The 23400-nt window shown below is 51.8% G+C and carries 27 protein-coding genes; 16 read left to right on the top strand and 11 right to left on the bottom strand.

Annotation, left to right across the window (positions count from 1 at the left end):
* Positions 1-21: 21 nt before the first annotated feature.
* Genes rpoN through NNO04_RS03810 form a run of 7 tightly spaced genes read right to left on the bottom strand, consistent with a single transcriptional unit; the run spans position 22 to position 5881 of the window.
* A complete protein-coding gene (gene rpoN, locus NNO04_RS03840; RefSeq protein WP_271443559.1) occupies positions 22-1455 on the bottom strand; it encodes an RNA polymerase factor sigma-54 in 1434 nt (477 codons plus the stop codon).
* 47 nt (positions 1456-1502) lie between these two features.
* Positions 1503-2228, bottom strand: a complete 726-nt coding sequence (lptB, locus tag NNO04_RS03835) for an LPS export ABC transporter ATP-binding protein (RefSeq protein ID WP_162379342.1) — start codon at positions 2226-2228, stop codon at positions 1503-1505.
* Positions 2229-2234: 6 nt separating this feature from the next.
* A complete protein-coding gene (lptA, locus tag NNO04_RS03830) occupies positions 2235-2789 on the bottom strand; it encodes a lipopolysaccharide ABC transporter substrate-binding protein LptA (RefSeq protein WP_192613633.1) in 555 nt (184 codons plus the stop codon).
* Positions 2758-3333: an LPS export ABC transporter periplasmic protein LptC gene (lptC, locus tag NNO04_RS03825; RefSeq protein ID WP_271443558.1), complete on the bottom strand. Its 576-nt coding sequence runs from the start codon at positions 3331-3333 to the stop codon at positions 2758-2760. The genes lptA and lptC overlap by 32 nt, the downstream gene beginning before the upstream one ends.
* Positions 3330-3896 carry a 3-deoxy-manno-octulosonate-8-phosphatase KdsC gene (gene kdsC, locus NNO04_RS03820; RefSeq protein ID WP_271443557.1) on the bottom strand — a complete coding sequence of 189 codons (567 nt, stop codon included), beginning with the start codon at positions 3894-3896 and terminating at the stop codon, positions 3330-3332. Before kdsC ends, lptC begins: the two co-directional genes overlap by 4 nt.
* A gap of 19 nt (positions 3897-3915) precedes the next feature.
* Positions 3916-4902 (bottom strand): arabinose-5-phosphate isomerase KdsD, encoded by a 987-nt coding sequence (kdsD, locus tag NNO04_RS03815; RefSeq protein WP_203359834.1) that lies wholly within the window; start codon positions 4900-4902, stop codon positions 3916-3918.
* A gap of 37 nt (positions 4903-4939) precedes the next feature.
* Positions 4940-5881 carry a calcium/sodium antiporter gene (locus NNO04_RS03810; protein ID WP_271443556.1) on the bottom strand — a complete coding sequence of 314 codons (942 nt, stop codon included), beginning with the start codon at positions 5879-5881 and terminating at the stop codon, positions 4940-4942.
* Positions 5882-6093: 212 nt separating this feature from the next.
* Between NNO04_RS03810 and mlaF the strand changes: the two genes are divergently transcribed.
* From mlaF to murA, 7 genes are all read left to right on the top strand, one after another.
* A complete protein-coding gene (gene mlaF, locus NNO04_RS03805) occupies positions 6094-6906 on the top strand; it encodes a phospholipid ABC transporter ATP-binding protein MlaF (RefSeq protein ID WP_271443555.1) in 813 nt (270 codons plus the stop codon).
* A gap of 7 nt (positions 6907-6913) precedes the next feature.
* A complete protein-coding gene (gene mlaE / locus NNO04_RS03800; protein WP_271443554.1) occupies positions 6914-7696 on the top strand; it encodes a lipid asymmetry maintenance ABC transporter permease subunit MlaE in 783 nt (260 codons plus the stop codon).
* A 4-nt stretch (positions 7697-7700) separates the two neighbouring features.
* The gene (gene mlaD, locus NNO04_RS03795; protein WP_271443553.1) at positions 7701-8258 is read left to right on the top strand and encodes an outer membrane lipid asymmetry maintenance protein MlaD; all 558 of its coding nucleotides are present in this window, start codon (positions 7701-7703) and stop codon (positions 8256-8258) included.
* An 18-nt stretch (positions 8259-8276) separates the two neighbouring features.
* Positions 8277-8912 carry a phospholipid-binding protein MlaC gene (gene mlaC, locus NNO04_RS03790; protein ID WP_271443552.1) on the top strand — a complete coding sequence of 212 codons (636 nt, stop codon included), beginning with the start codon at positions 8277-8279 and terminating at the stop codon, positions 8910-8912.
* Positions 8912-9205: a lipid asymmetry maintenance protein MlaB gene (mlaB, locus tag NNO04_RS03785; protein ID WP_271443551.1), complete on the top strand. Its 294-nt coding sequence runs from the start codon at positions 8912-8914 to the stop codon at positions 9203-9205. Before mlaC ends, mlaB begins: the two co-directional genes overlap by 1 nt.
* A gap of 170 nt (positions 9206-9375) precedes the next feature.
* Positions 9376-9630: a BolA family iron metabolism protein IbaG gene (ibaG, locus tag NNO04_RS03780; protein WP_271443550.1), complete on the top strand. Its 255-nt coding sequence runs from the start codon at positions 9376-9378 to the stop codon at positions 9628-9630.
* A gap of 53 nt (positions 9631-9683) precedes the next feature.
* On the top strand, positions 9684-10943 hold the full coding sequence (gene murA, locus NNO04_RS03775; RefSeq protein ID WP_271443549.1) for a UDP-N-acetylglucosamine 1-carboxyvinyltransferase: 1260 nt from the start codon (positions 9684-9686) through the stop codon (positions 10941-10943).
* Positions 10944-11002: 59 nt separating this feature from the next.
* On the opposite strand, the gene sfsB is transcribed toward murA, so the two are convergent.
* A complete protein-coding gene (sfsB, locus tag NNO04_RS03770; protein WP_271443548.1) occupies positions 11003-11287 on the bottom strand; it encodes a DNA-binding transcriptional regulator SfsB in 285 nt (94 codons plus the stop codon).
* 229 nt (positions 11288-11516) lie between these two features.
* On the bottom strand, positions 11517-12488 hold the full coding sequence (gene ispB / locus NNO04_RS03765) for an octaprenyl diphosphate synthase (protein WP_271443547.1): 972 nt from the start codon (positions 12486-12488) through the stop codon (positions 11517-11519).
* 258 nt (positions 12489-12746) lie between these two features.
* Between ispB and rplU the strand changes: the two genes are divergently transcribed.
* The 4 genes from rplU (at position 12747) to cgtA (ending at position 15617) form a co-directional block, all read left to right on the top strand.
* Entirely contained in the window at positions 12747-13058 is a 312-nt protein-coding gene (rplU, locus tag NNO04_RS03760) for a 50S ribosomal protein L21 (protein ID WP_000271396.1), read from the top strand.
* Between the two features lie 19 nt (positions 13059-13077).
* Entirely contained in the window at positions 13078-13335 is a 258-nt protein-coding gene (gene rpmA, locus NNO04_RS03755; protein ID WP_003025030.1) for a 50S ribosomal protein L27, read from the top strand.
* A gap of 128 nt (positions 13336-13463) precedes the next feature.
* Complete coding sequence (locus NNO04_RS03750) at positions 13464-14429, top strand: DMT family transporter (RefSeq protein ID WP_271443546.1); 966 nt, start codon at positions 13464-13466, stop codon at positions 14427-14429.
* 15 nt (positions 14430-14444) lie between these two features.
* Positions 14445-15617: an Obg family GTPase CgtA gene (gene cgtA / locus NNO04_RS03745; protein WP_271443545.1), complete on the top strand. Its 1173-nt coding sequence runs from the start codon at positions 14445-14447 to the stop codon at positions 15615-15617.
* Positions 15618-15698: 81 nt separating this feature from the next.
* Here cgtA and dacB read toward each other — a convergent pair whose 3' ends face one another.
* Complete coding sequence (gene dacB / locus NNO04_RS03740) at positions 15699-17132, bottom strand: serine-type D-Ala-D-Ala carboxypeptidase (protein ID WP_271443544.1); 1434 nt, start codon at positions 17130-17132, stop codon at positions 15699-15701.
* Positions 17133-17382: 250 nt separating this feature from the next.
* Between dacB and greA the strand changes: the two genes are divergently transcribed.
* The gene (greA, locus tag NNO04_RS03735; protein WP_271443543.1) at positions 17383-17859 is read left to right on the top strand and encodes a transcription elongation factor GreA; all 477 of its coding nucleotides are present in this window, start codon (positions 17383-17385) and stop codon (positions 17857-17859) included.
* Between the two features lie 155 nt (positions 17860-18014).
* Here the strand turns inward: greA and yhbY are convergent, their stop codons facing one another.
* Positions 18015-18308 carry a ribosome assembly RNA-binding protein YhbY gene (gene yhbY, locus NNO04_RS03730; protein ID WP_004139797.1) on the bottom strand — a complete coding sequence of 98 codons (294 nt, stop codon included), beginning with the start codon at positions 18306-18308 and terminating at the stop codon, positions 18015-18017.
* A 126-nt stretch (positions 18309-18434) separates the two neighbouring features.
* Between yhbY and rlmE the strand changes: the two genes are divergently transcribed.
* The 4 genes from rlmE (at position 18435) to glmM (ending at position 23372) form a co-directional block, all read left to right on the top strand.
* Positions 18435-19064 (top strand): 23S rRNA (uridine(2552)-2'-O)-methyltransferase RlmE, encoded by a 630-nt coding sequence (gene rlmE, locus NNO04_RS03725; RefSeq protein WP_271443601.1) that lies wholly within the window; start codon positions 18435-18437, stop codon positions 19062-19064.
* 99 nt (positions 19065-19163) lie between these two features.
* A complete protein-coding gene (gene ftsH / locus NNO04_RS03720; protein WP_192613616.1) occupies positions 19164-21095 on the top strand; it encodes an ATP-dependent zinc metalloprotease FtsH in 1932 nt (643 codons plus the stop codon).
* 98 nt (positions 21096-21193) lie between these two features.
* Entirely contained in the window at positions 21194-22042 is an 849-nt protein-coding gene (gene folP, locus NNO04_RS03715) for a dihydropteroate synthase (RefSeq protein WP_271443542.1), read from the top strand.
* A complete protein-coding gene (gene glmM / locus NNO04_RS03710; RefSeq protein ID WP_271443541.1) occupies positions 22035-23372 on the top strand; it encodes a phosphoglucosamine mutase in 1338 nt (445 codons plus the stop codon). The genes folP and glmM overlap by 8 nt, the downstream gene beginning before the upstream one ends.
* The last annotated feature ends 28 nt before the right edge of the window (positions 23373-23400 follow it).

The following is a 23400-nucleotide window of genomic DNA, read 5'->3' as shown; positions in this document are numbered from 1 at the left end:
GTGTCTTCCTTATCGGTTGGGTCAAACCAGTTGTTTGCGCTGGTTAGACGGCGGAATGGATAAAGATTCTCGGTACTTCGCAACGGTACGACGCGCCACCATGATACCTTGTTCTGACAGCATAGAGGTTAACTTGCTGTCGCTCAGTGGTTTCGCGGGGTTTTCCGCAGCAATTAACTTCTTCACCAGCGCGCGTATCGCCGTGGACGAGGCTTCGCCGCCGCCTTCGGTATTAACGTGGCTGGAAAAGAAATATTTCAGTTCAAAAATCCCGCGCGGACTGTGCAGATACTTCTGCGTCGTCACTCGGGAAATGGTTGACTCATGCATTTCGACGGCCTGAGCGATATCCGCCAGCACCATCGGTTTCATAAACTCTTCGCCTTGTTCAAAAAAGGCTTGTTGCTGCTCAACGATACAGCGGCTGACGCGCAGCAATGTATCGTTACGGCTTTCCAGACTTTTGATCAGCCACTTCGCATCCTGAAGATTGCTACGGATAAACTGGCTGTCTGCATCGTTACGTGCGCCATTGCACATGGCGGCATAGTGCTGATTGATCTGCAAACGAGGAATGCTGTCGCTGTTCAGTTCCACCGTCCAGTGACCGTTATGTTTACGAACCAGCACATCCGGGATCACGTATTCAGGCTCGCCGGTCTGGATAGACTGCCCTGGTCTGGGATCGAGCGACTGAATAAGATTGACCGCTTCTTTGAGCACCTCTTCCTTCAGGCGGGTAACGCGCATCAAGGAGCGAAAATCGTGATTGGCCAGCAGATCAAGGTGCTCGCTGATGATCAGGCGTGCCTCTTGCAACCAGGGGGTAGCGGTGTCGAATTGCGAGAGTTGGATCAGCAAACAGTCACGAAGATCTTTTGCCGCCACGCCGACAGGATCAAAACGCTGAATGCGTTTAAGTACGGCTTCGATTTCATCAAGGTCTACCTCTTCGTCACCCATGCTCTCGAGGATGTCATCCAGCGAGACAGTGAGATAGCCGGTTTCGTCTACCGCATCGACGATCGACGTGGCGATTGCCCGGTCGGTGTCCGAGAACGGCGTCAGTTCGACCTGCCACATCAGGTAATCCTGTAGCGACTGCGTGGTCTCACCCTGATAGACCGGCAACTCATCGTCGATATAGTCGCCACTGGTACCGGACGGCGTTCCTGCGGTGTAGATTTCATCCCAACTGGCATCAAGCGGCAGCTCTTCCGGCATCTCTTTTTGTTCGAGTGCGTCTGCGGTGTCCAGGGTTTCGCTGTCCTGAGTTTCCTGGGTGTCGATTTCTTCGTGAAGATCGGTTTGCTCGAGCAGTGGATTACTTTCCAGCGCTTGCTGAAGTTCTTGCTGAAGTTCCAGCGTGGACAACTGCAACAGACGGATCGCCTGTTGTAGCTGAGGCGTCATTGCCAGTTGTTGGCTGAGCCTGAGTTGCAAACCTTGCTTCATGTTCAGAGTGATTTTCTCCCGCTATGACGTCGCAATCTTCTACCCTATCAGAGTCTGAAGTCTTCCCCAAGGTATACACGTTTAACGTGATCGTCTTGCAGGATCTCTGTCGGTGTACCGTGTGCGATGAGGTGTCCCTGACTCACGATATACGCGCGCTCGCAGACCGCCAGCGTTTCACGGACGTTATGGTCGGTGATCAATACGCCGAGTCCGCTGTCGCGCAGATGCTCAATGATGCGTTTAATATCGATAACGGAAATGGGGTCAACACCCGCAAAAGGTTCATCCAGCAGGATAAATTTAGGGTTTGCCGCCAGCGCCCGGGCGATCTCCACACGACGGCGTTCACCACCGGAGAGCGACTGCCCCAGGTTATCGCGCAAGTGCTCGATGTGAAATTCTTCCATCAGCTCGTTGGCTCTGTCTTCGCGTTGTTCGCTCGACAGATCGTCACGGATTTGCAACACCGCCATCAGGTTATCAAATACGCTCAGGCGACGGAAAATGGAGGCTTCCTGCGGCAGATAGCCAATACCGCGGCGCGCACGCGCATGCAGCGGCAGCAGGCTGATATCTTCGTCATCAATAATGATGTTGCCTGCATCGCGCGGTACGATGCCCACAACCATATAAAAGGTCGTGGTTTTACCCGCACCGTTTGGGCCGAGAAGACCTACGATCTCCCCGGAGTTGACGGTCAGACTGACATCTTCCACCACCCGGCGACCCTTATAGGCCTTTGCAAGATTCTTTGCAGTTAATGTTGCCATAACGAATTAGTTACCCTTCTTCTGTGCCGGGGCCTGGCCTTTGTTTTTGTCTTGCAGCTGTGACGGAACCAGAACCGTGGTCACACGTTTGCCTTTTTCACTAAAGGCCTGCATTTTTTGCTCTTTCACCAGATAGGTGATCTTGTCGCCGGTAATGTTGCTGTCGAGCTGCTCCAGGTAAGCGTTCCCGGTGAGGATGACGAAATCTTTCGCCAGCTCATAATGCATTTTCGAGGCGCGGCCTTTTACCGGCTTACCGTTGTCCTGCATCTGATAGAAGGTGGCAGGGTTGCCGAAGCCATCAATCACCTCTTTGCCTTCTTCGCCGCCCGGACGGGTAACCACCACTTTATCGGCATTAATTTTGATGGTGCCCTGGGTGACGATGACATTACCGGTGAAGGTGACGACATTGCCCTGCATATCCAGGGACTGCTGGTCCGATTCAATATGAATCGGCTGCTCGGTATCGCCGGTAACGGCGAACGCCGGAATGCTGGCGGCCAGAAGTGAGCTGGCAAGCACAAGATTAAGGCTGAGTTTGTTTGTTTTGAATTTCATAGGAGGTTCTAACCTTTTCAATCAGCTCGGCGTTCTTGCTGCGTAAGTTGCCGCGCATTTTCAGTCCGCTGGAGTTAAATGTTGTTCCGTATAACGTCACGAGATCGTCAGAGGTAACATCCTGCGTTACCAGATTGATTTTCGCGTTATCGGTCGTAATTCTGCGTAGTTGAGCGTCAGGCACCAACGCGTTGACTTCAACATGGCCGTAGAGATACAGCATCCGGTCATCGGTCAATTTGGCTTTGTCGGCCTTAATCGACCAGGTCGGGACTTTATCCTTATCAAAGGTGGTTAACACCGGGCGGGTAAACCACGAAACCGCCTGATCTGAATAGTATTCAACATGTTGAGCGATGAGGCGATAGTTCAGCGCCCCCTCAGGACTGTATACGATGGTATCCGTATGCTCACTTTTATAAGTTGGGTCGCTGTTATTCACGACAACCTGGGGTGCATCCTCTTTATCGGCCAGATTAATACCGATAAGCACCAGAATGGCCAACGACAGCACAATGATAACCCAACGTCTGGTTTTACTCATATCGATTGCCCTTTGGCCTCATCCAGTTTGCCCTGTGCCAATAGTAATAAATCGCAAACCTCCCGCACGGCGCCGCGACCTCCGTCAATACGGGTCACGTAATCGGCGCGTGGAATCAACAATGGGTGAGCGTCCGCCACGGCAACACTCAGCCCCACTTTTTCCATCACAGGCCAGTCGATCAGATCATCACCGACGTAGGCGACGTTTTCTGGCGCCACGCCCAGTTTATTCAGCAGATCGGCAAACGCGACCAGCTTGTCTGACTGACCCTGATAAAGATGTGTGATCCCAAGTGTGGCACAGCGATCTTCTACAAGTTTAGCTTTTCGTCCGGTAATAATGGCAACCTCAATACCGGAAGTGAGTGCGCAACGAATACCGTAGCCATCACGGACGTTGAAGGCTTTTAGCTCTTCACCGTTATTGCCCATATAAATCAGACCGTCAGACAGTACGCCATCAACATCGAGGATGAGAAGGCGGATGTTTTCCGCCCTGGCGATGACCTGGGCGCTGACGGGTCCATAACAGGTCGCAAGCGACGCACCTGCTGTACTCATTTTTATTATCCTTGAGTTTCTACACTACGCCTGCACGCAGGAGATCATGCATATGTAACACACCGAGTAACTGGTCGCCATCGGCAACCAGTACCGAGGTAATATGGCGGGATTGCATCAAATTCAGAGCATCAACGGCGAGAATACCTGGACGTACGCGAATCCCCCCAGGCGTCATAACATCGGCAATCCCTAACTGGCGAACATCACCGCCCATATCAAAGACGCGACGTAAATCACCATCCGTGAAGATACCGTTAATCTTCATATCGTCATCGCAAATGACGGTCATCCCAAGATTCTTACGCGTGATTTCCAGTAGCGCATCACGCAGGCTGGCATCCTTTTTCACATGCGGGATTTCATCACCCGTATGCATGATATCGTTAACGCGTAGCAAAAGTTTACGCCCGAGTGCCCCGCCCGGATGGGATAACGCGAAGTCTTCTGCGGTGAATCCGCGGGCTTTTAATAAGGCGACGGCAAGCGCATCCCCCATCACTAATGTAGCGGTGGTGCTGCTGGTTGGCGCCAGGCCCAGAGGGCAAGCTTCACGGGGCACTTTAACACACAGATGCACATCTGCGGCACGCGCCATGCTGCTTTCTGGTCGGCTGGTAATACAGATAAGCGGGACATGCAGGCGCTTGAGTACGGGAATCAACGCTGTTATTTCACTCGATTCGCCGGAGTTTGAAATGGCGATAACCACATCCTGCGGCGACACCATGCCGAGATCGCCGTGGGCTGCTTCTCCTGGATGAACAAAAAATGACGGCGTACCAGTACTGGCAAATGTTGCCGCCATTTTGCGCCCAATGTGCCCTGATTTTCCCATCCCCATCACGACGACTTTGCCCGAGCACCAGAACATTTTTTCACACGCAAGGGTGAAATTCTGGTTGATGTACTGGCCTAGTTCGGCCAGGCCTTCACGTTCAATTTCCAGGACTTCTTTGCCTGCTAGCTGAAAGTCAAAACCCGGTTGCAACTCTAAGTGAGACATAATCTGTTTCCAGTTACCCAACGAGAAGTGGCGATATTCAGTACAGCATCGCCAGCCATATGATAAAACCGCCAGTCAACAACACGCCCGCGCCCCGACCAATTCGGCGCGAATGACGCCAGCAGAGTAATGCAAAAATAATACTGACCAGCAGCATGACGCCGTAGTCACGCCCAAAGGCCAAAAGGTTTACGCTACCCGGTGCTATCAGCGCCGGTAACCCCAAAACGATAACGATATTAAAAATATTAGCGCCGATGATGTTACCGACGGCAATATCGTTTTCCCCTTTACGCACTCCCGCGATAGCGGTCGCCAGCTCAGGCAAACTGGTGCCGATAGCGACAACCGTTAAGCCGATAGTCAGCTCGCTCATGGCAAAATAATTGGCCAGTACAGTCGCGTTATCGACCACCATACGGGTTGCCATGGGCATAATAATCAGGGCGATGCCGAGCCACAAAAATGCAACGGGCAATCCGCCTTCACGCGGTAGCTCTGCAACCTGTTCCCGGGTAAGACTGTCATTACCCAGACGGGCGATTTTAACAATGAATAGCAGCCATAGCACAGCCAGAAGCAGGAGAAAGATTCCATCACTACGGCTAAGTTGCCCATCGTGAAGGACATAACCTGCCAGAACGCTGACGAATAACATTAATGGCAATTCACGACGCAGAACATCAGAATGCACGGTAAAAGGGTGAAATAGCGCGGCCAGGCCTAAAATCAACAGAATATTGGTAATGTTTGAGCCCATTGCCGTGCCGACAGCGAGATCGAGCTGTCCATGCAGCGATGCGGCGACCGACACGATAATTTCAGGTAATGAGGTCCCAATACTGACCACCGTCATCCCAATGACGAGCGGGGGGATACCCAACGTTCGACAAAGAATGGAAGCGGCAAACACCAGGCGATCGGCACTGTAGACGACCAGAAGTAAACCAATAATTAACAGCGCCGTTGCTAAAAGCATCTAAAGTCCTTTCTTCAGGTATACTCGCCGGTCCACGGGAGAGATTGCCTGGAGGCCGTAACGAATTCTTAATTTTGACTTTATGCGGCTAAAAAGTAAAACAAATGCCAGCTTTAGCTAACCAGGGCGGGTAATATTCTGTAAATATGTTGGGTTCATGGTGAAATTCGACGCCATGATGAGATCAGCAAAGTAATACGAAGGATGAATCAATGGGTCAGTCTGTGGCGAATTTAGTCGATATGCGCGACGTCAGCTTTACCCGTGGCGATCGTTGTATTTTCGATAATATTTCCCTGACGGTGCCACGTGGAAAGGTCACAGCGATCATGGGGCCGTCGGGCATCGGTAAAACCACGTTGTTACGCCTGATCGGTGGGCAGATCGCGCCTGACAAAGGAGAAATTCTGTTTGATGGCGAGAATGTTCCCGCCATGTCCCGTTCACGGTTATACACCGTACGTAAGCGTATGAGTATGCTGTTTCAGTCAGGGGCGCTGTTCACTGACATGAATGTGTTTGATAACGTGGCGTATCCGCTGCGTGAGCATACGCATTTACCTGCGGCCTTACTCAAAAGCACCGTTATGATGAAACTTGAGGCTGTTGGGTTGCGCGGTGCGGCAAAATTAATGCCTTCTGAACTTTCTGGCGGGATGGCGCGACGGGCGGCGTTAGCGCGCGCGATTGCTCTGGAGCCGGATCTCATCATGTTTGATGAACCGTTCGTGGGTCAGGACCCTATCACCATGGGCGTGCTGGTGAAGCTGATTTCAGAACTGAACAGTACACTGGGCGTGACCTGCGTAGTGGTGTCTCACGATGTCCCCGAAGTGCTGAGTATTGCGGATCACGCCTATATCATGGCAGATAAAAAAATTGTGGCTCATGGCAGTGCTCAGGCATTGCAAGAGAATGCTGACCCGCGCGTCCGCCAGTTCCTTGACGGTATCGCCGACGGACCCGTTCCGTTCCGCTACCCCGCGGGCGACTATCACACCGATTTACTCGAAACAGGGAGTTAAGCCACTCATGCTGTTAAATGCGCTGGCATCACTCGGACACAAGGGGATCAAAACTCTCAGGACGTTCGGGCGGGCCGGGTTAATGTTATTCAATGCGGTGGTTGGTAAGCCGGAGTTTCGCAAGCATGCGCCGTTGCTGATTCGTCAGCTCTATAATGTGGGTGTCTTGTCGATGCTTATCATTATTGTGTCTGGCGTGTTCATTGGTATGGTGCTGGGACTGCAGGGCTATCTGGTTCTGACGACGTACAGCGCGGAAACCAGTCTCGGTATGCTGGTGGCGCTGTCGTTGCTCCGTGAACTGGGGCCGGTTGTTGCGGCGCTGTTGTTTGCCGGGCGAGCTGGTTCTGCCTTAACCGCAGAAATTGGTCTTATGCGTGCGACCGAACAGCTTTCCAGTATGGAAATGATGGCGGTCGATCCATTGCGCCGGGTGATTTCCCCGCGCTTCTGGGCGGGCGTTATTTCGTTGCCGTTGCTCACCATTATTTTTGTCGCGGTGGGTGTCTGGGGCGGATCGCTGGTAGGCGTAAGCTGGAAAGGTATCGATGCTGGTTTCTTCTGGTCGGCGATGCAAAACGCTGTCGACTGGCGTCTGGACCTTGTGAACTGTTTGATTAAGAGCGTGGTGTTTGCCATTACGGTAACGTGGATTGCACTGTTCAATGGATATGACGCGATCCCGACTTCTGCCGGGATTAGCCGGGCAACGACACGCACCGTTGTGCACGCGTCTTTGGCCGTTCTCGGTCTGGATTTTGTGCTGACCGCACTGATGTTTGGGAATTGAGTTCATGCAAACGAAAAAAAATGAAATTTGGGTGGGGATCTTCTTGTTGGTTGCGCTGCTGGCGGCGTTGTTTATCTGCCTGAAAGCGGCAAACGTGACCTCCATGCGAACGGAGCCAACCTACACGGTTTATGCGACTTTCGATAACATTGGCGGGCTGAGAGAACGTTCTCCGGTCCGTATTGGCGGGGTGGTTGTGGGACGGGTGTCAGACATCTCGTTAGATCCGAAAACCTATCTGCCACGCGTTACGCTGGATATCGAAGAGCGTTATAACCAAATTCCTGACACCAGTTCCCTGAGCATCCGTACCTCCGGTCTGCTTGGCGAGCAATATCTGGCCCTGAACGTCGGTTTCGACGATCCAGAACTGGGAACGGCTATGCTCAAGGATGGCAGCACCATTCAGGACACCAAGTCGGCAATGGTTCTGGAAGACATGATTGGTCAGTTCCTTTACAACAGCAACAGTAAAGGGGATGAGAATAAGAATTCTGGCGATGCGCCTGGCGCAACGGAAGGCAATAATGATGCTACTGGGCCTGCGGGCGCAACGAAATAATCTCAGGAGAATCGACGTATGTTTAAACGATTAATGATGGTAGCGCTGCTGGTGATTGCACCGCTGAGCGCTGCAATGGCGGCTGACCAGACCAACCCATACAAACAGATGGACGAAGCGGCGCAAAAAACCTTTGACCGTCTTAAAAACGAACAACCCAAAATCCGGGCGAACCCGGATTATCTGCGTGATGTCGTTGATCAGGAACTGCTGCCCTATGTGCAGGTGAAATACGCTGGCGCGCTGGTCCTGGGGCGTTATTACAAAGACGCCACTCCGGCACAACGCGATGCCTATTTCGCCGCATTTCGTGAATACCTGAAACAGGCTTATGGTCAGGCTTTGGCGATGTACCATGGGCAGACTTACCAGATTGCTCCGGAACAACCGCTGGGTGATGCGACTATCGTACCGATTCGCGTGACCATCAATGATCCGAACGGTCGTCCTCCGGTTCGCCTGGATTTCCAGTGGCGTAAAAACACGCAGACCGGTCACTGGCAAGCCTATGATATGATCGCGGAAGGCGTCAGCATGATCACCACTAAACAGAATGAGTGGAGCGATCTGCTGCGTACCAAAGGCATTGATGGCCTGACCGCACAGTTGAAATCCATCGCTCAACAAAAAATCACTCTGGAAGAGAAAAAATAATGACGCAGTCACTCAGCTGGACGCGTGAAGGTGAAAAGCTGGCGTTAGCGGGTGAACTGGATCAGGACGTGCTAAACCCGTTATGGGATGTACGTGTGGAGATCATGAAAGGTGTCACCTGCATCGATCTGAGCCAGGTTTCCCGGGTAGATTCGGGAGGGCTGGCGTTACTGGTCCATCTCATTGATCAGGCAAAACGGCAGGGTAATACCGTTTCGCTTAGCGGTGTAAACGACAAAGTTTATACACTGGCGCAGCTTTACAATTTGCCCAACGACGTGTTGCCACGCTAATTTTTGTAGGCCGGATAAGGCCTTGTGCCGCCATCCGGCAAAACCCCCGAAAGGGTGGCAACCACCAAAGCCTTGTCTGATTCATCGACGGGGCTTTTTGCTTATTTAAGACAGCGCCACTTTGCTCTAAGATGTTGGGCTGTTTTCACTATTTGACGAATAAAGAGCCCATGGAAAATCATGAAATTCAGAGCGTGCTGATGAGCGCACTCTCCCTCCAGGAAGTCCACGTCTCTGGCGATGGCAGTCACTTTCAGGTTATCGCCGTGGGTGAGATGTTTGACGGCATGAGCCGGGTCAAAAAACAGCAATCGGTCTATGGTCCGTTGATGGAATACATTGCGGACAACCGCATCCATGCCGTGTCGATCAAGACATTTACGCCTGCTGAGTGGGCACGCGATCGCAAACTTAACGGTTTTTGAGCTACGGGTGACTCACCGGTAGCGAGTATGAATTCTTAACAGAGAACAGAATAATGGATAAATTTCGTGTTCAGGGGCCAACTACGCTCCAGGGCGAAGTCACAATATCAGGCGCTAAAAATGCCGCACTGCCGATCCTCTTCGCCGCATTGCTGGCAGAAGAGCCGGTTGAAATTCAGAACGTCCCTAAACTGAAAGACGTTGATACGTCAATGAAGCTGCTGAGTCAGTTAGGTGCAAAAGTTGAACGTAATGGCTCTGTGTATATTGATGCCAGCGATGTGAACGTTTTCTGCGCCCCTTATGACCTGGTGAAAACCATGCGTGCATCCATCTGGGCGCTTGGCCCGCTGGTGGCGCGTTTTGGTCAGGGTCAGGTTTCTCTGCCGGGCGGCTGCACCATCGGCGCGCGTCCGGTAGACCTGCACATTACCGGTCTGGAACAGCTGGGTGCCTCCATTAAGCTGGAAGAAGGGTACGTTAAAGCGTCTGTGGAAGGGCGTCTGAAAGGCGCGCATATAGTGATGGACAAAGTCAGCGTTGGCGCGACGGTCACTATCATGTGTGCCGCTACGCTGGCAGAAGGCACTACCATTATCGAAAATGCGGCTCGTGAGCCAGAGATTGTCGATACCGCGAACTTCCTGATTGCGATGGGTGCGAAGATCACCGGGCAGGGCTCTGACCGTATCACCATCGAAGGCGTTGAGCGTTTGGGCGGTGGTGTCTACCGTGTTCTGCCTGACCGTATTGAAACCGGTACGTTCCTGGTCGCTGCAGCCATTTCTCGCGGCAAAATTGTCTGCCGTAACGCGCAGCCAGACACGCTGGACGCGGTTCTGGCAAAACTGCGTGATGCTGGCGCGGACATTGAAGTTGGCGCTGACTGGATCAGTCTCGACATGCACGGCAAACGCCCGAAAGCGGTCAATGTGCGTACTGCGCCGCATCCGGCGTTCCCGACCGATATGCAGGCGCAGTTCACTTTGCTGAACCTGGTGGCGGAAGGGACCGGATTCATCACTGAAACCGTTTTTGAAAACCGTTTTATGCACGTACCTGAACTGAGTCGTATGGGCGCGCATGCAGAAATCGAAAGCAACACAGTGATTTGCCACGGTGTTGAAAAACTCTCTGGTGCTCAGGTGATGGCGACGGATCTGCGGGCATCTGCGAGCCTGGTGCTGGCGGGTTGTATTGCGGAAGGCACTACCGTGGTGGATCGCATTTATCATATCGATCGCGGTTATGAGCGTATTGAAGATAAACTGCGTGCGCTTGGTGCGAACATTGAGCGTGTGAAAGGCGAATAATCGCCTTGTTGTTCGGTAATCCCCATTCATTACTGCAATATGGGGATTACCGTTTCCTTTCACTCTACGACCTTTTTCTCTCTGCGAGCGCGCATCAGTCGTGTTCTGTCGATAAATTCGTGGGTCTGCGAATCATGATATCGTGATGGCCAAATCACCCAGGGATTCGTTCCTAGTGCCTGCGCAATAATCAATTCACCTTTTGGCCATGGGCGGGTTAAGGTATTTGCTAACGTAGAAGAACTGAGTCCATTTCTGCGTGATTCTGCAGCCATAGATGTCCCTTTTTTACGTAATCCAGCGATAATATCGGCTGGATGCCAGTCAATGAGTTTGCTCTCCATCAATCCCTCACTCCTTTTAGTCGGTCACTTGCAGTCGGAAAAATCAGCGGGTGAGGGACACTATACTCCCGAAGAACGAATGTTCTAAAATGTTCGTGTAATGAGCGTAAATATTCAGAATATATCAAGGGTGATATTGGGGTTATGCGAGGGTTTGAAAGGTGTTTTTAGATGTTTTCTGGAATATATATGAATCATCCCGTGCGATGCACGGGATGAGAAAAGAGGATTAACGATCGCGTTGCACTGCTATATGCGCCAGGCCAATCAATGCCTCGCGCCATGGGGTGTCAGGGAGAACCTGAAGGGCTTCGATCGCTTTGTCGGCTTCTTCTTCAGCACGCTGACGTGTCCACTCCAGTGAGCCGCAGGCGGTCATTGCTTCCAGAACAGGTTCCAGAAGGTGTCGGCCATTACCTTGTTCAATGGCTGAACGGATCATTTGCGCTTGCTCTGGGGTGCCATTGCGCATGGCATGCAGCAGAGGTAATGTCGGTTTACCCTCATTAAGGTCGTCACCCACGTTTTTACCTAACTGCTCGCCATCTGCACTGTAATCCAGTAAATCGTCTATCAACTGGAAAGCGGTACCGAGATAGCGGCCATAATCCTGCAATCCTTTTTCCTGTTCGTCGGTGCAACCCGCCAGAATGCCTGAACATTGTGCCGCCGCTTCAAACAGTCGCGCTGTTTTGCTGTAGATAACGCGCATATAGTTTTCTTCGGTGATGTCAGGATCGTTCACATTCATCAACTGCAGGACTTCACCTTCTGCAATGACGTTGACGGCTGCGGACATGACCTCCAGCACTTTCAGCGAACCGAGGCTGGTCATCATCTGGAAGGCGCGGGTATAGATAAAGTCACCCACCAGTACGCTGGCCGCATTACCAAACGCCGCATTCGCCGTAGCCTTCCCGCGGCGCATATCTGATTCATCCACAACATCGTCGTGAAGCAGGGTTGCCGTGTGGATAAACTCGATTAAGGCTGCAATCGTGACGTGTTTTTTCTCCTCGTACCCGACGGCGCGTGCAGCGAGTACGGCGATCATCGGGCGGATACGTTTTCCGCCGCCACTCACGATGTAATACCCTAACTGATTGATCAGTTGGACGTCGGAATTGAGCTGTTCAAGGATTGTCGCATTGACACCCGCCATATCTTGCGCGGTTAACTCATTGATTTTTTCTAAATTCATCGCAAAAGCCGGGCTTATCGCCCCGATTACCTCACAGTGCAACAAGGTAACTTAGGGTTTAGGGTTAGGAATATATGCTGATTGTACTGAAAAAACGCCACAGATAAACGTTACCGTACGTGTTGTGTTTTTTTTCTTCATGTATTGATGGTAGCACTTGTCAAAGGCTCACGTTTTGCGTAATATTCGCGCCCTATTGTGAATATTTATAGCGCACTCTGAATCATTGAAAAGGTGTGCGCGGAAGCGGAGTTTTTTATGTACGCGGTTTTCCAAAGTGGTGGTAAACAACACCGAGTAAGCGAAGGTCAGACCGTTCGCCTGGAAAAGCTGGACATCGCAACTGGCGAAACTATCGAGTTCGCTGAAGTTCTGATGATCGCAAACGGTGAAGAAGTCAAAATCGGCGTTCCTTTCGTTGATGGCGGCGTAATCAAAGCTGAAGTTGTTGCTCATGGTCGTGGCGAGAAAGTTAAAATCGTTAAGTTTCGTCGCCGTAAACACTACCGTAAGCAGCAGGGCCATCGTCAGTGGTTCACTGATGTGAAAATCACTGGCATCAGCGCTTAAGTTAAGGGGAGCAGATTAAATGGCACATAAAAAGGCTGGCGGCTCGACTCGTAACGGTCGCGATTCAGAAGCTAAACGTCTGGGCGTAAAACGCTTCGGCGGTGAAACAGTTCTGGCTGGTAGCATCATCGTTCGTCAACGTGGTACTAAATTCCACGCTGGCTCTAACGTTGGTTGCGGCAAAGACCACACTCTGTTTGCCAAAGCAGACGGTAAAGTGAAATTTGAAGTTAAAGGCCCGAAAAACCGTAAATTCATCAGCATCGTTGCTGAATAAGTTTTTCGCGTCCCGGTAACGGATAAAAGCCCCGCAACGTGTTGCGGGGCTTTTTACATTCGACGACCGGTAAATATGCTCGCTGTACCGTTATCTTTCGGAAAGCGAGCTTTTGCAGGGAATACGGTATGAAGCAGCAGGCAGGCATTGGTATTCTTTTGGCGCTGACCACCGCAATGTGTTGGGGTGCGTTGCCCATCGCGATGAAGCAAGTGCTGGAGGTGATGGAACCTCCTACCGTCGTGTTCTACCGTTTTTTAATGGCAAGTCTCGGTCTTGGGGCTATTCTTGCGGTTAGAAGAAAGCTCCCGCCGTTGCGTATTTTTCGTAAACCGCGTTGGCTGGTATTACTGGCCATTGCTACCGGCGGGCTGTTCGGGAACTTCATCCTGTTCAGCTCTTCTCTGCAGTATTTAAGTCCAACGGCCTCGCAGGTTATCGGTCAACTGTCACCGGTTGGCATGATGGTCGCCAGCGTATTTATCCTCAAGGAGAAAATGCGTGGTACGCAGGTTGTTGGCGCGTTCATGCTTCTGTGCGGGCTGGTGATGTTTTTTAATACCAGTTTGTTCGAGATCTTTACCAAACTGACGGATTACACCTGGGGTGTGATTTTTGGTGTCGGGGCGGCGACAGTCTGGGTGAGCTATGGCGTCGCGCAAAAGGTGTTATTGCGTCGTCTGGCCTCACAGCAGATTCTGTTTTTGCTGTACACTTTGTGTACAATTGCGTTATTGCCTTTGGCAAAGCCTGGGGTGATATCGCAGCTTAGCGACTGGCAGCTCGCGTGTTTAGTTTTCTGCGGGCTGAATACGCTGGTAGGATATGGCGCCCTGGCGGAAGCGATGGCGCGCTGGCAAGCAGCGCAGGTGAGCGCGTTAATCACGCTCACGCCGCTGTTTACGCTGTTATTTTCAGATCTATTATCTATGGCCTGGCCCGATTTCTTCGCCAGACCGATGTTAAACCTTTTAGGTTATCTCGGTGCGTTTGTCGTGGTTGCGGGCGCGATGTATTCCGCCATTGGTCATCGTATTTGGGGCGGATTACGTAAGCATGAAACGGTGGTTTCGCAACCCCGCTCAGGCGAATGATTTACGGAGAGTAAAATGAAGTTTGTTGATGAAGCATCGATTCTGGTCGTTGCAGGTGATGGCGGTAATGGTTGCGTTAGCTTCCGCCGCGAGAAATACATCCCGAAAGGCGGCCCGGATGGCGGTGATGGTGGTGATGGTGGTGACGTCTGGCTGGAAGCCGACGAAAACCTGAATACGCTGATCGATTACCGCTTTGAGAAATCGTTCCGTGCAGAACGTGGCCAGAATGGCGCCAGCCGTGACTGTACCGGTAAACGCGGTAAAGACGTTACGATTAAAGTGCCTGTCGGTACGCGCGTTATCGATCAGGGGACTGGCGAAACGATGGGCGACATGACCAAACATGGCCAGCGCCTGATGGTTGCCAAAGGTGGCTGGCACGGCCTGGGGAATACCCGTTTCAAATCCTCGGTGAACCGTACTCCACGTCAGAAAACGATGGGGACACCGGGTGATAAACGCGATCTGATGCTGGAGCTGATGCTTTTGGCTGATGTCGGTATGTTGGGGATGCCTAACGCCGGTAAATCGACGTTTATCCGCGCAGTCTCCGCAGCGAAGCCCAAAGTAGCGGATTATCCGTTTACCACGCTGGTGCCGAGTCTGGGCGTTGTGCGTATGGATAACGAAAAGAGCTTCGTGGTTGCTGACATTCCTGGTCTGATTGAAGGTGCTGCAGAAGGCGCCGGTCTGGGGATTCGCTTCCTGAAGCATCTGGAGCGTTGCCGCGTACTGCTACACCTCATTGATATCGATCCGATTGACGGTTCTGATCCGGTTGAGAATGCCCGTATCATTATCGGCGAACTGGAAAAATACAGTCAGGATCTGGCATCCAAACCGCGCTGGTTAGTGTTCAACAAAATTGATTTGATGGACAAAGCGGAAGCGGAAGAAAAAGCGAAAGCTATCGCCGAAGCGCTGGGCTGGGAAGATAAATTCTATCTGATCTCCGCAGCCAGCCAGTTAGGCGTGAAAGATCTCTGCTGGGATGTGATGACCTTCATCATTGAGAATCCGATCGTTCAGGCTGAAGAAGCGAAACAGCCAGAGAAAGTCGAGTTCATGTGGGATGATTACCATCGCCAGCAGCTCGCAGAAGTCGAAGACGAAGCGGAAGATGACTGGGATGACGATTGGGATGAAGACGACGAAGAAGGCGTCGAGTTCATCTACAAACGCTAATTCTCATAAAACCCTGGCCATGCGCCGGGGTTTTTTATGCCACTTTTGTCGGCCGGATAAGTGTTATCCGGCCGCATTCATCTAGTTATTCTGATAAATATCTTTATACAAACGGCTTTCAAAACGGACCAGTGGAAGACGGCGGTTGCGCTGGTCAGCCGGCTCAACGGCATACCCGGAAAGATACTGCACAAATGCCATCCTTTGTCCGCTGGCGGTGGTAATAAAGCCTGCCAGGTTATACACCCCCTGCAGTGAACCCGTTTTCGCTGATACCTTGCCATCTACACCTGCCTGATGAAGTCCTGCTCGATATTGCAAGGAACCATCGTGACCCGCCAGCGGCAGCATGGAGATAAAGTTCAGTTCATTGTCGTGCTGGGCAATGTATTGCAGCACCTGCATCATCGTTGCTGGGGCGATCAGGTTATGGCGAGAAAGACCAGAACCGTCGGCAATAATGGTGTTGCCAATATTAACCCCTGCCTGTTGACGCAGGATCTGGCGAACGGCATCGGAGCCTGCGCGCCATGTCCCTGGGACGTTAAAGCGCGCATGACCAATCATACGGAACACCGTATCGGCGATCATGTTGTCTGATTTTTTTAGCATAATCTTCAGCAGATCATGTAAAGGGGCAGACTGCTTGCTGGCAACGATCGTTCCTGGCTCGTTGCTCTGTGTCTGGCGTAAAAGCGTACCGCTGTAGGTGATCCCCGCCTGTTTTAACTCATCTTTCAGGATGGCACCCGCATAGCTTGCGCCATCCTGAATGGCGAAGGCCAGCGGAAGGGGATCGCTACGCTGAGGCAGGCAACCGGTAAGCGTATAGCGATTCAAATCACCGGGGACGACATCCAGTTCGCAATATTGCGCTTCGGCAGAGCCTCGCGGTAGCGTTCGAACCTGGCTAAACATCGTCACCGGGTAATAAGATGCCACGCGGATATACGCTAAATCATTCGCTTTTTCTGCGCTGTAAAGCGATACCGAGAAGCAGTTACGATCGACAATGGCGGCAGCGGGCGGCGCGCTAAAACATTGCGTCATGTCGTTCCAGGGCCAGCCGGGCGCTTTATCGTGGCTGGCGAAAATGGAGGTGTCGATGAGGACATTGCCTGAAATTTGCGTTACGCCAGATTTCTTCAACGTAGCGACCATATTGCGAATATCCTGACGTTTTAGCGTCGGATCGGCCCCAAATCGTGCAATCAGGTCACCGTTCAATACCCCGTTTTCCACCGAACCTTTTGTCTCCAGCGTGGTGGTAAAACGAAAGTCGGGGCCAAGCTGAATCAATGCCGCCAACGCAGTGATCACTTTTTGCGTACTGGCGGGAAGCGCCATCTGTTGGCTATGATAATCAATGGCAGGTGCGGGGGCGCCGATCTTTTGTACCATTAAGGCAAGATTGGCCCCGTCGGGGAGTTGATTGATGTATTCGTCAACATTCGCGGCCTGGACGCTGAACGCTATACTGGTGGTCAATCCGATGATAAATCTGGAAAATCGCATAATCTCGCGCTAACAACCTGGAAACAAGCCGTCATACTACGGCGCATTGCCCTGAAAAGTAAACGATGACCCATAGGGAACTCCAGGGTAAAATGACTATCAAATAGAGAATTGTAGCTGACCTGGGACCTTGTGCCCGGGTCGGTATTTTTTTTGCTTCTGGTCCTGGTGTGGCGTCATACCAGGGCGGGCTTAGCAGCAGGGGTTGGGTTCACGCCCCCCCTACAGGAATGTTCAAGAGGTATAACAAATGCAAGCTATTCCGATGACCTTACGTGGTGCTGAAAAACTGCGCGAAGAGCTGGATTTTTTGAAATCTGTGCGCCGTCCTGAAATTATTGCCGCTATCGCTGATGCTCGTGAACATGGCGACCTGAAAGAGAATGCTGAGTATCATGCCGCGCGTGAGCAGCAGGGTTTTTGCGAAGGGCGCATTAAAGATATCGAAGCAAAGCTGTCCAATGCGCAGGTTATCGACATCACTAAAATGCCAAACAATGGCCGCGTGATTTTTGGTTCCACCGTCACTGTTCTGAACCTCGACTCTGACGAAGAACAGACTTACCGCATCGTTGGCGATGATGAAGCGGATTTTAAAAAGAACCTGATTTCCGTGAACTCACCTATCGCTCGTGGCCTGGTCGGTAAAGAGCAGGATGATGTTGTGGTGATCAAAACGCCTGGCGGCGAAGTGGAATATGAAGTGATTAAGGTAGAATACCTGTAAGAATTACCCAATACTCAGGATGTTGATGTATTGTAAAGAAAGGAAAAAGGCCGCATCGCGGCCTTTTATCAACGAACAGAGCGTGGCATTTTGCTCTCCTGCTTGCGGAAAACCCCTCGTTTTACACAGAATTCGTGTTCAACTTTAGGATATTCTTAGCGCGGCAGCGAGATTTTACGTTCTTTCGTCGGGCGATACAGTACCAGCGTTTTACCGATGACCTGTACGTTACAGGCGCCGGTTTCGCGTACGATAGCTTCCACGATCAAGGTTTTGGTTTCGCGATCTTCCGAGGCGATTTTCACCTTGATAAGTTCATGGTGCTCTAACGCTTGTTCAATCTCGGCCAGTACCCCTTCGGTCAAACCATTATTGCCAAGCATAACTACTGGCTTGAGCGGATGTGCCAGACCTTTCAGGTGCTGTTTTTGTTTAGTACTCAGATTCATCGTATATTTTTGCTTAGGTTGGGATTGAAAACGGGTCATTCTACCGCCATCTCCCTTATATCACCAAATGGCCGTGTAGAAATTTACACCGTTGGTTACGATGAACTGCCCCGATGGGAAAGTGAAATGACAGGTAAGAAGCGTTCTGCCAGCTCCAGTCGCTGGCTTCAGGAACACTTTAGCGATAAATATGTTCAGCAGGCGCAGAAAAAAGGGTTACGTTCTCGTGCCTGGTTTAAACTTGATGAAATACAGCAAAGTGACAAGATTTTTAAGCCGGGGATGACGGTCGTCGATCTCGGTGCTGCACCCGGTGGTTGGTCTCAATATGCGGTTACGCAGATAGGGAACAGTGGCCGTATTATCGCTTGTGATCTTTTACCGATGGATCCAATCGTTGGTGTAGACTTCCTTCAGGGCGATTTTCGTGATGAATTAGTCCTGCAAGCGTTACTTGAACGTGTCGGTGACAGTAAAGTACAAGTTGTCATGTCTGATATGGCGCCAAATATGTGTGGTACACCGGCGGTCGATATTCCCCGGGCGATGTATCTGGTAGAACTGGCGCTTGGAATGGCTCGTGATGTACTAGCGCCAGGTGGTAGTTTTGTAGTGAAAGTGTTCCAGGGCGAAGGATTCGATGAGTATCTAAGAGAAATTCGCTCCCTGTTTACGAAGGTGAAAGTTCGTAAGCCGGACTCTTCTCGTGCGCGTTCACGTGAAGTGTACATTGTAGCGACCGGGCGAAAACCATAACCGGTAGATTTCAAACGAAAGTTTGAAAGACACTGGATATAGAGTATCCTGACGCTGTTTTTAACACAGTTGTAATAAGAGGTTAATCCCTTGAGTGACATGGCGAAAAACCTAATACTCTGGCTGGTCATTGCCGTCGTGCTGATGTCAGTATTCCAGAGCTTTGGGCCCAGCGAGTCTAATGGCCGTAAGGTGGATTATTCTACCTTCCTGCAAGAGGTCAACCAGGACCAGGTTCGTGAAGCGCGTATCAACGGACGTGAGATCAACGTTACCAAGAAAGATAGTAACCGTTACACGACTTACATACCGGTTAACGATCCGAAGCTGCTTGATAACCTGCTGACTAAAAACGTTAAGGTTGTTGGTGAACCACCAGAAGAGCCAAGCCTGCTGGCTTCTATCTTCATTTCCTGGTTCCCAATGCTGTTGCTAATCGGCGTCTGGATCTTCTTCATGCGTCAGATGCAGGGCGGTGGTGGCAAAGGCGCCATGTCGTTCGGTAAGAGCAAAGCGCGCATGCTGACAGAAGATCAGATCAAAACCACGTTTGCTGACGTCGCCGGTTGCGACGAAGCGAAAGAAGAAGTGGCTGAGCTGGTTGAATATCTGCGTGAACCGAGCCGTTTCCAGAAATTGGGCGGTAAAATCCCGAAAGGCGTCCTGATGGTCGGTCCTCCGGGTACCGGTAAAACCCTGCTGGCGAAAGCCATCGCGGGTGAAGCGAAGGTTCCATTCTTTACGATTTCCGGTTCTGATTTCGTTGAAATGTTCGTGGGTGTCGGCGCATCTCGTGTGCGTGACATGTTCGAACAGGCCAAGAAAGCAGCACCGTGCATCATCTTTATCGATGAAATCGACGCCGTAGGCCGCCAGCGTGGCGCGGGCCTGGGCGGCGGTCATGATGAACGTGAGCAGACCCTGAACCAGATGCTGGTTGAGATGGACGGCTTTGAAGGCAACGAAGGTATCATCGTTATCGCGGCGACTAACCGTCCGGACGTACTGGACCCGGCGCTGCTGCGTCCTGGTCGTTTCGACCGTCAGGTAGTGGTTGGCCTGCCAGATGTTCGCGGCCGTGAGCAGATCCTGAAAGTTCACATGCGTCGCGTACCACTGGCACCGGATATCGACGCGGCAATCATTGCCCGCGGTACCCCAGGCTTCTCCGGTGCAGACCTGGCGAACCTGGTGAACGAAGCGGCACTGTTCGCCGCCCGTGGTAACAAGCGCGTTGTTTCGATGGTTGAGTTCGAAAAAGCGAAAGACAAAATCATGATGGGTGCGGAACGTCGCTCCATGGTGATGACGGAAGCGCAGAAAGAGTCCACCGCGTACCACGAAGCTGGCCATGCGATTATTGGTCGCCTGGTGCCGGAACACGATCCGGTACATAAAGTAACGATTATCCCGCGCGGTCGTGCGCTGGGTGTGACCTTCTTCCTGCCTGAAGGCGACGCGATTAGCGCCAGCCGTCAGAAACTGGAAAGTCAGATTTCTACGCTGTACGGCGGTCGTCTGGCGGAAGAGATTATCTACGGTGTTGAGCACGTTTCTACCGGTGCGTCGAACGACATTAAAGTCGCGACGAACCTGGCACGTAACATGGTGACGCAGTGGGGCTTCTCTGAAAAGCTGGGTCCGTTGCTGTACGCGGAAGAAGAAGGTGAAGTGTTCCTGGGACGTTCGGTTGCGAAAGCAAAACATATGTCCGATGAAACCGCGCGCATTATCGATCAGGAAGTTAAGTTGCTGATTGAACGTAACTATGATCGCGCACGTCGCCTTCTGAACGATAACCTGGACATTCTGCACTCGATGAAAGATGCGCTCATGAAATATGAGACCATCGATGCGCCACAGATTGATGATCTGATGGCTCGTCGCGATGTGCGCCCGCCTGCGGGTTGGGAAGAGTCCGGTACTTCTAACAACTCTGGCAACAATGGCACCCCGAGTGCGCCGCGTCCGACTGAAGAGCCGCGTACGCCAAACCCGGGCAACATGTCAGAGCAGTTAGGCGACAAATAAGTTCACGTTGTCGATGGCTGCGTTTTTATCGAAAACCCTGGGGCTTGCTCCGGGGTTTTTCTTATCTGCTTAACCCATTTCATACCAGGGATAACACCATGAAACTCTTTGCCCAAGGGACTTCGCTGGATCTCAGCCATCCTCACGTCATGGGGATTTTGAATGTCACACCAGACTCTTTCTCCGATGGTGGAACGCACAACACGCTGATTGAGGCTGTGAAACATGCGAATCTGATGATTAATGCCGGAGCAACTATCATTGATGTTGGCGGCGAATCAACGCGGCCAGGCGCGGCCGATGTCAGTGTGGAAGAGGAACTGGAACGCGTGATCCCGGTTGTTGAAGCGATTGCTCAACGGTTTGAAGTCTGGATTTCAGTCGACACCTCTAAGCCGGAAGTGATCCGCGAGTCTGCCCGCGTGGGGGCGCACATCATTAACGATATCCGTTCGCTGAGCGAACCTGGCGCGCTGGAAGCTGCGGCGGAAACCGGGCTACCGGTATCGCTGATGCATATGCAGGGCAACCCCAAAACGATGCAGGATGCGCCAAAGTATGATGACGTCTTTGCGGAGGTTAATCGCTACTTTGTCGAGCAGATAACACGCTGCGAGCAGGCCGGAATCGCAAAAGATAAATTGTTGCTCGACCCGGGGTTCGGTTTCGGTAAAAATCTCTCTCATAATTATGCTTTACTGGCTCGCCTGTCAGAGTTTCATCATTTTGGACTACCGCTGTTTGTGGGAATGTCGCGGAAATCGATGATTGGTCAGCTGCTAAATGTGGGGCCATCAGAGCGCCTTAGCGGCAGCCTGGCGTGTGCGGTAATTGCAGCCATGCAGGGCGCGCACATAGTTCGCGTCCATGATGTAAAAGAAACTGTTGAAGCGATGCGTGTGGTTGAGGCCACCCTGTCTGCGAAGGGAAATAAACGTTATGAGTAATCGCAAATATTTTGGTACCGATGGGATCCGTGGTCGCGTAGGCGATGCGCCGATTACCCCTGATTTTGTACTTAAGCTGGGTTGGGCCGCAGGGAAGGTACTGGCGCGCCATGGCTCTCGTAAAATTATTATCGGCAAAGATACGCGTATTTCTGGCTACATGCTGGAGTCTGCGTTAGAGGCGGGCCTTGCGGCGGCGGGTTTATCCGCGTCCTTCACCGGTCCAATGCCTACCCCTGCGGTAGCTTATCTGACGCGTACTTTTCGTGCCGAAGCCGGGATTGTGATTTCTGCTTCACACAACCCATTCTACGACAACGGGATTAAATTCTTCTCCATCGACGGAACCAAACTGCCTGATGCGGTTGAGGAAGCCATCGAAGCGGAGATGGAAAAAGAGATCACCTGTGTGGACTCTGCAGAGTTGGGAAAAGCCAGCCGTATCGTGGATGCTGCCGGGCGTTACATCGAATTCTGTAAAGGGACCTTTCCGAACGAATTGAGCCTCAACGAACTCAAGATCGTGGTGGATTGCGCTAATGGCGCGACCTATCACATTGCCCCCAATGTATTACGTGAGCTGGGTGCGAATGTCATTGCGATTGGTTGCGAGCCAAATGGCGTCAATATCAACGAAGAAGTGGGTGCCACGGATGTCCGGGCACTGCAAGCGCGTGTGATTGCGGAAAAAGCAGATATCGGTATTGCGCTGGACGGTGACGGCGACCGCGTCATTATGGTTGACCACGAAGGCAATAAGGTCGATGGCGATCAGATCATGTATATCATCGCCCGTGAAGCCTTACGTCAGGGACAACTGCGCGGTGGAGCAGTAGGCACACTGATGAGCAACATGGGTCTGGAGCTGGCGCTGAAACAACTGGGGATTCCGTTTGCCCGTGCCAAAGTGGGTGACCGCTATGTGCTGGAAAAAATGCAGGAAAAAGGCTGGCGTATCGGTGCGGAAAACTCCGGTCATGTGATCCTGCTGGACAAAACGACCACCGGTGACGGTATTGTGGCCGGTCTGCAGGTACTGGCGGCGATGGTACGCAACCATATGAGTTTGCACGATCTGTGCAGCGGTATGAAAATGTTCCCACAATTACTGGTTAACGTACGTTACACCGCGGGTAGCGGCGATCCGCTGGAAAACGAAACGGTTAAGGCTGTTATGGCTGAAGTTGAAGCTGCACTGGGCAACCGTGGTCGCGTGTTGCTGCGTAAGTCCGGTACTGAGCCGTTAATTCGAGTCATGGTTGAAGGCGAAGATGAAGCCCAGGTGACTGAATTTGCTCACCGTATTGCCGATGCAGTGAAAGCAGTCTAATCCCGAAGATAATGAGTGCCGGAGTCTG

Origin of the sequence: Citrobacter sp. Awk 4 (assembly GCF_028069725.1) — a bacterium.
Classification (GTDB): Bacteria; Pseudomonadota; Gammaproteobacteria; order Enterobacterales; family Enterobacteriaceae; genus Citrobacter_D.
Note: the sequence above shows the minus strand (reverse complement) of the source record. Positions and strands in the feature narration are given on the sequence as shown.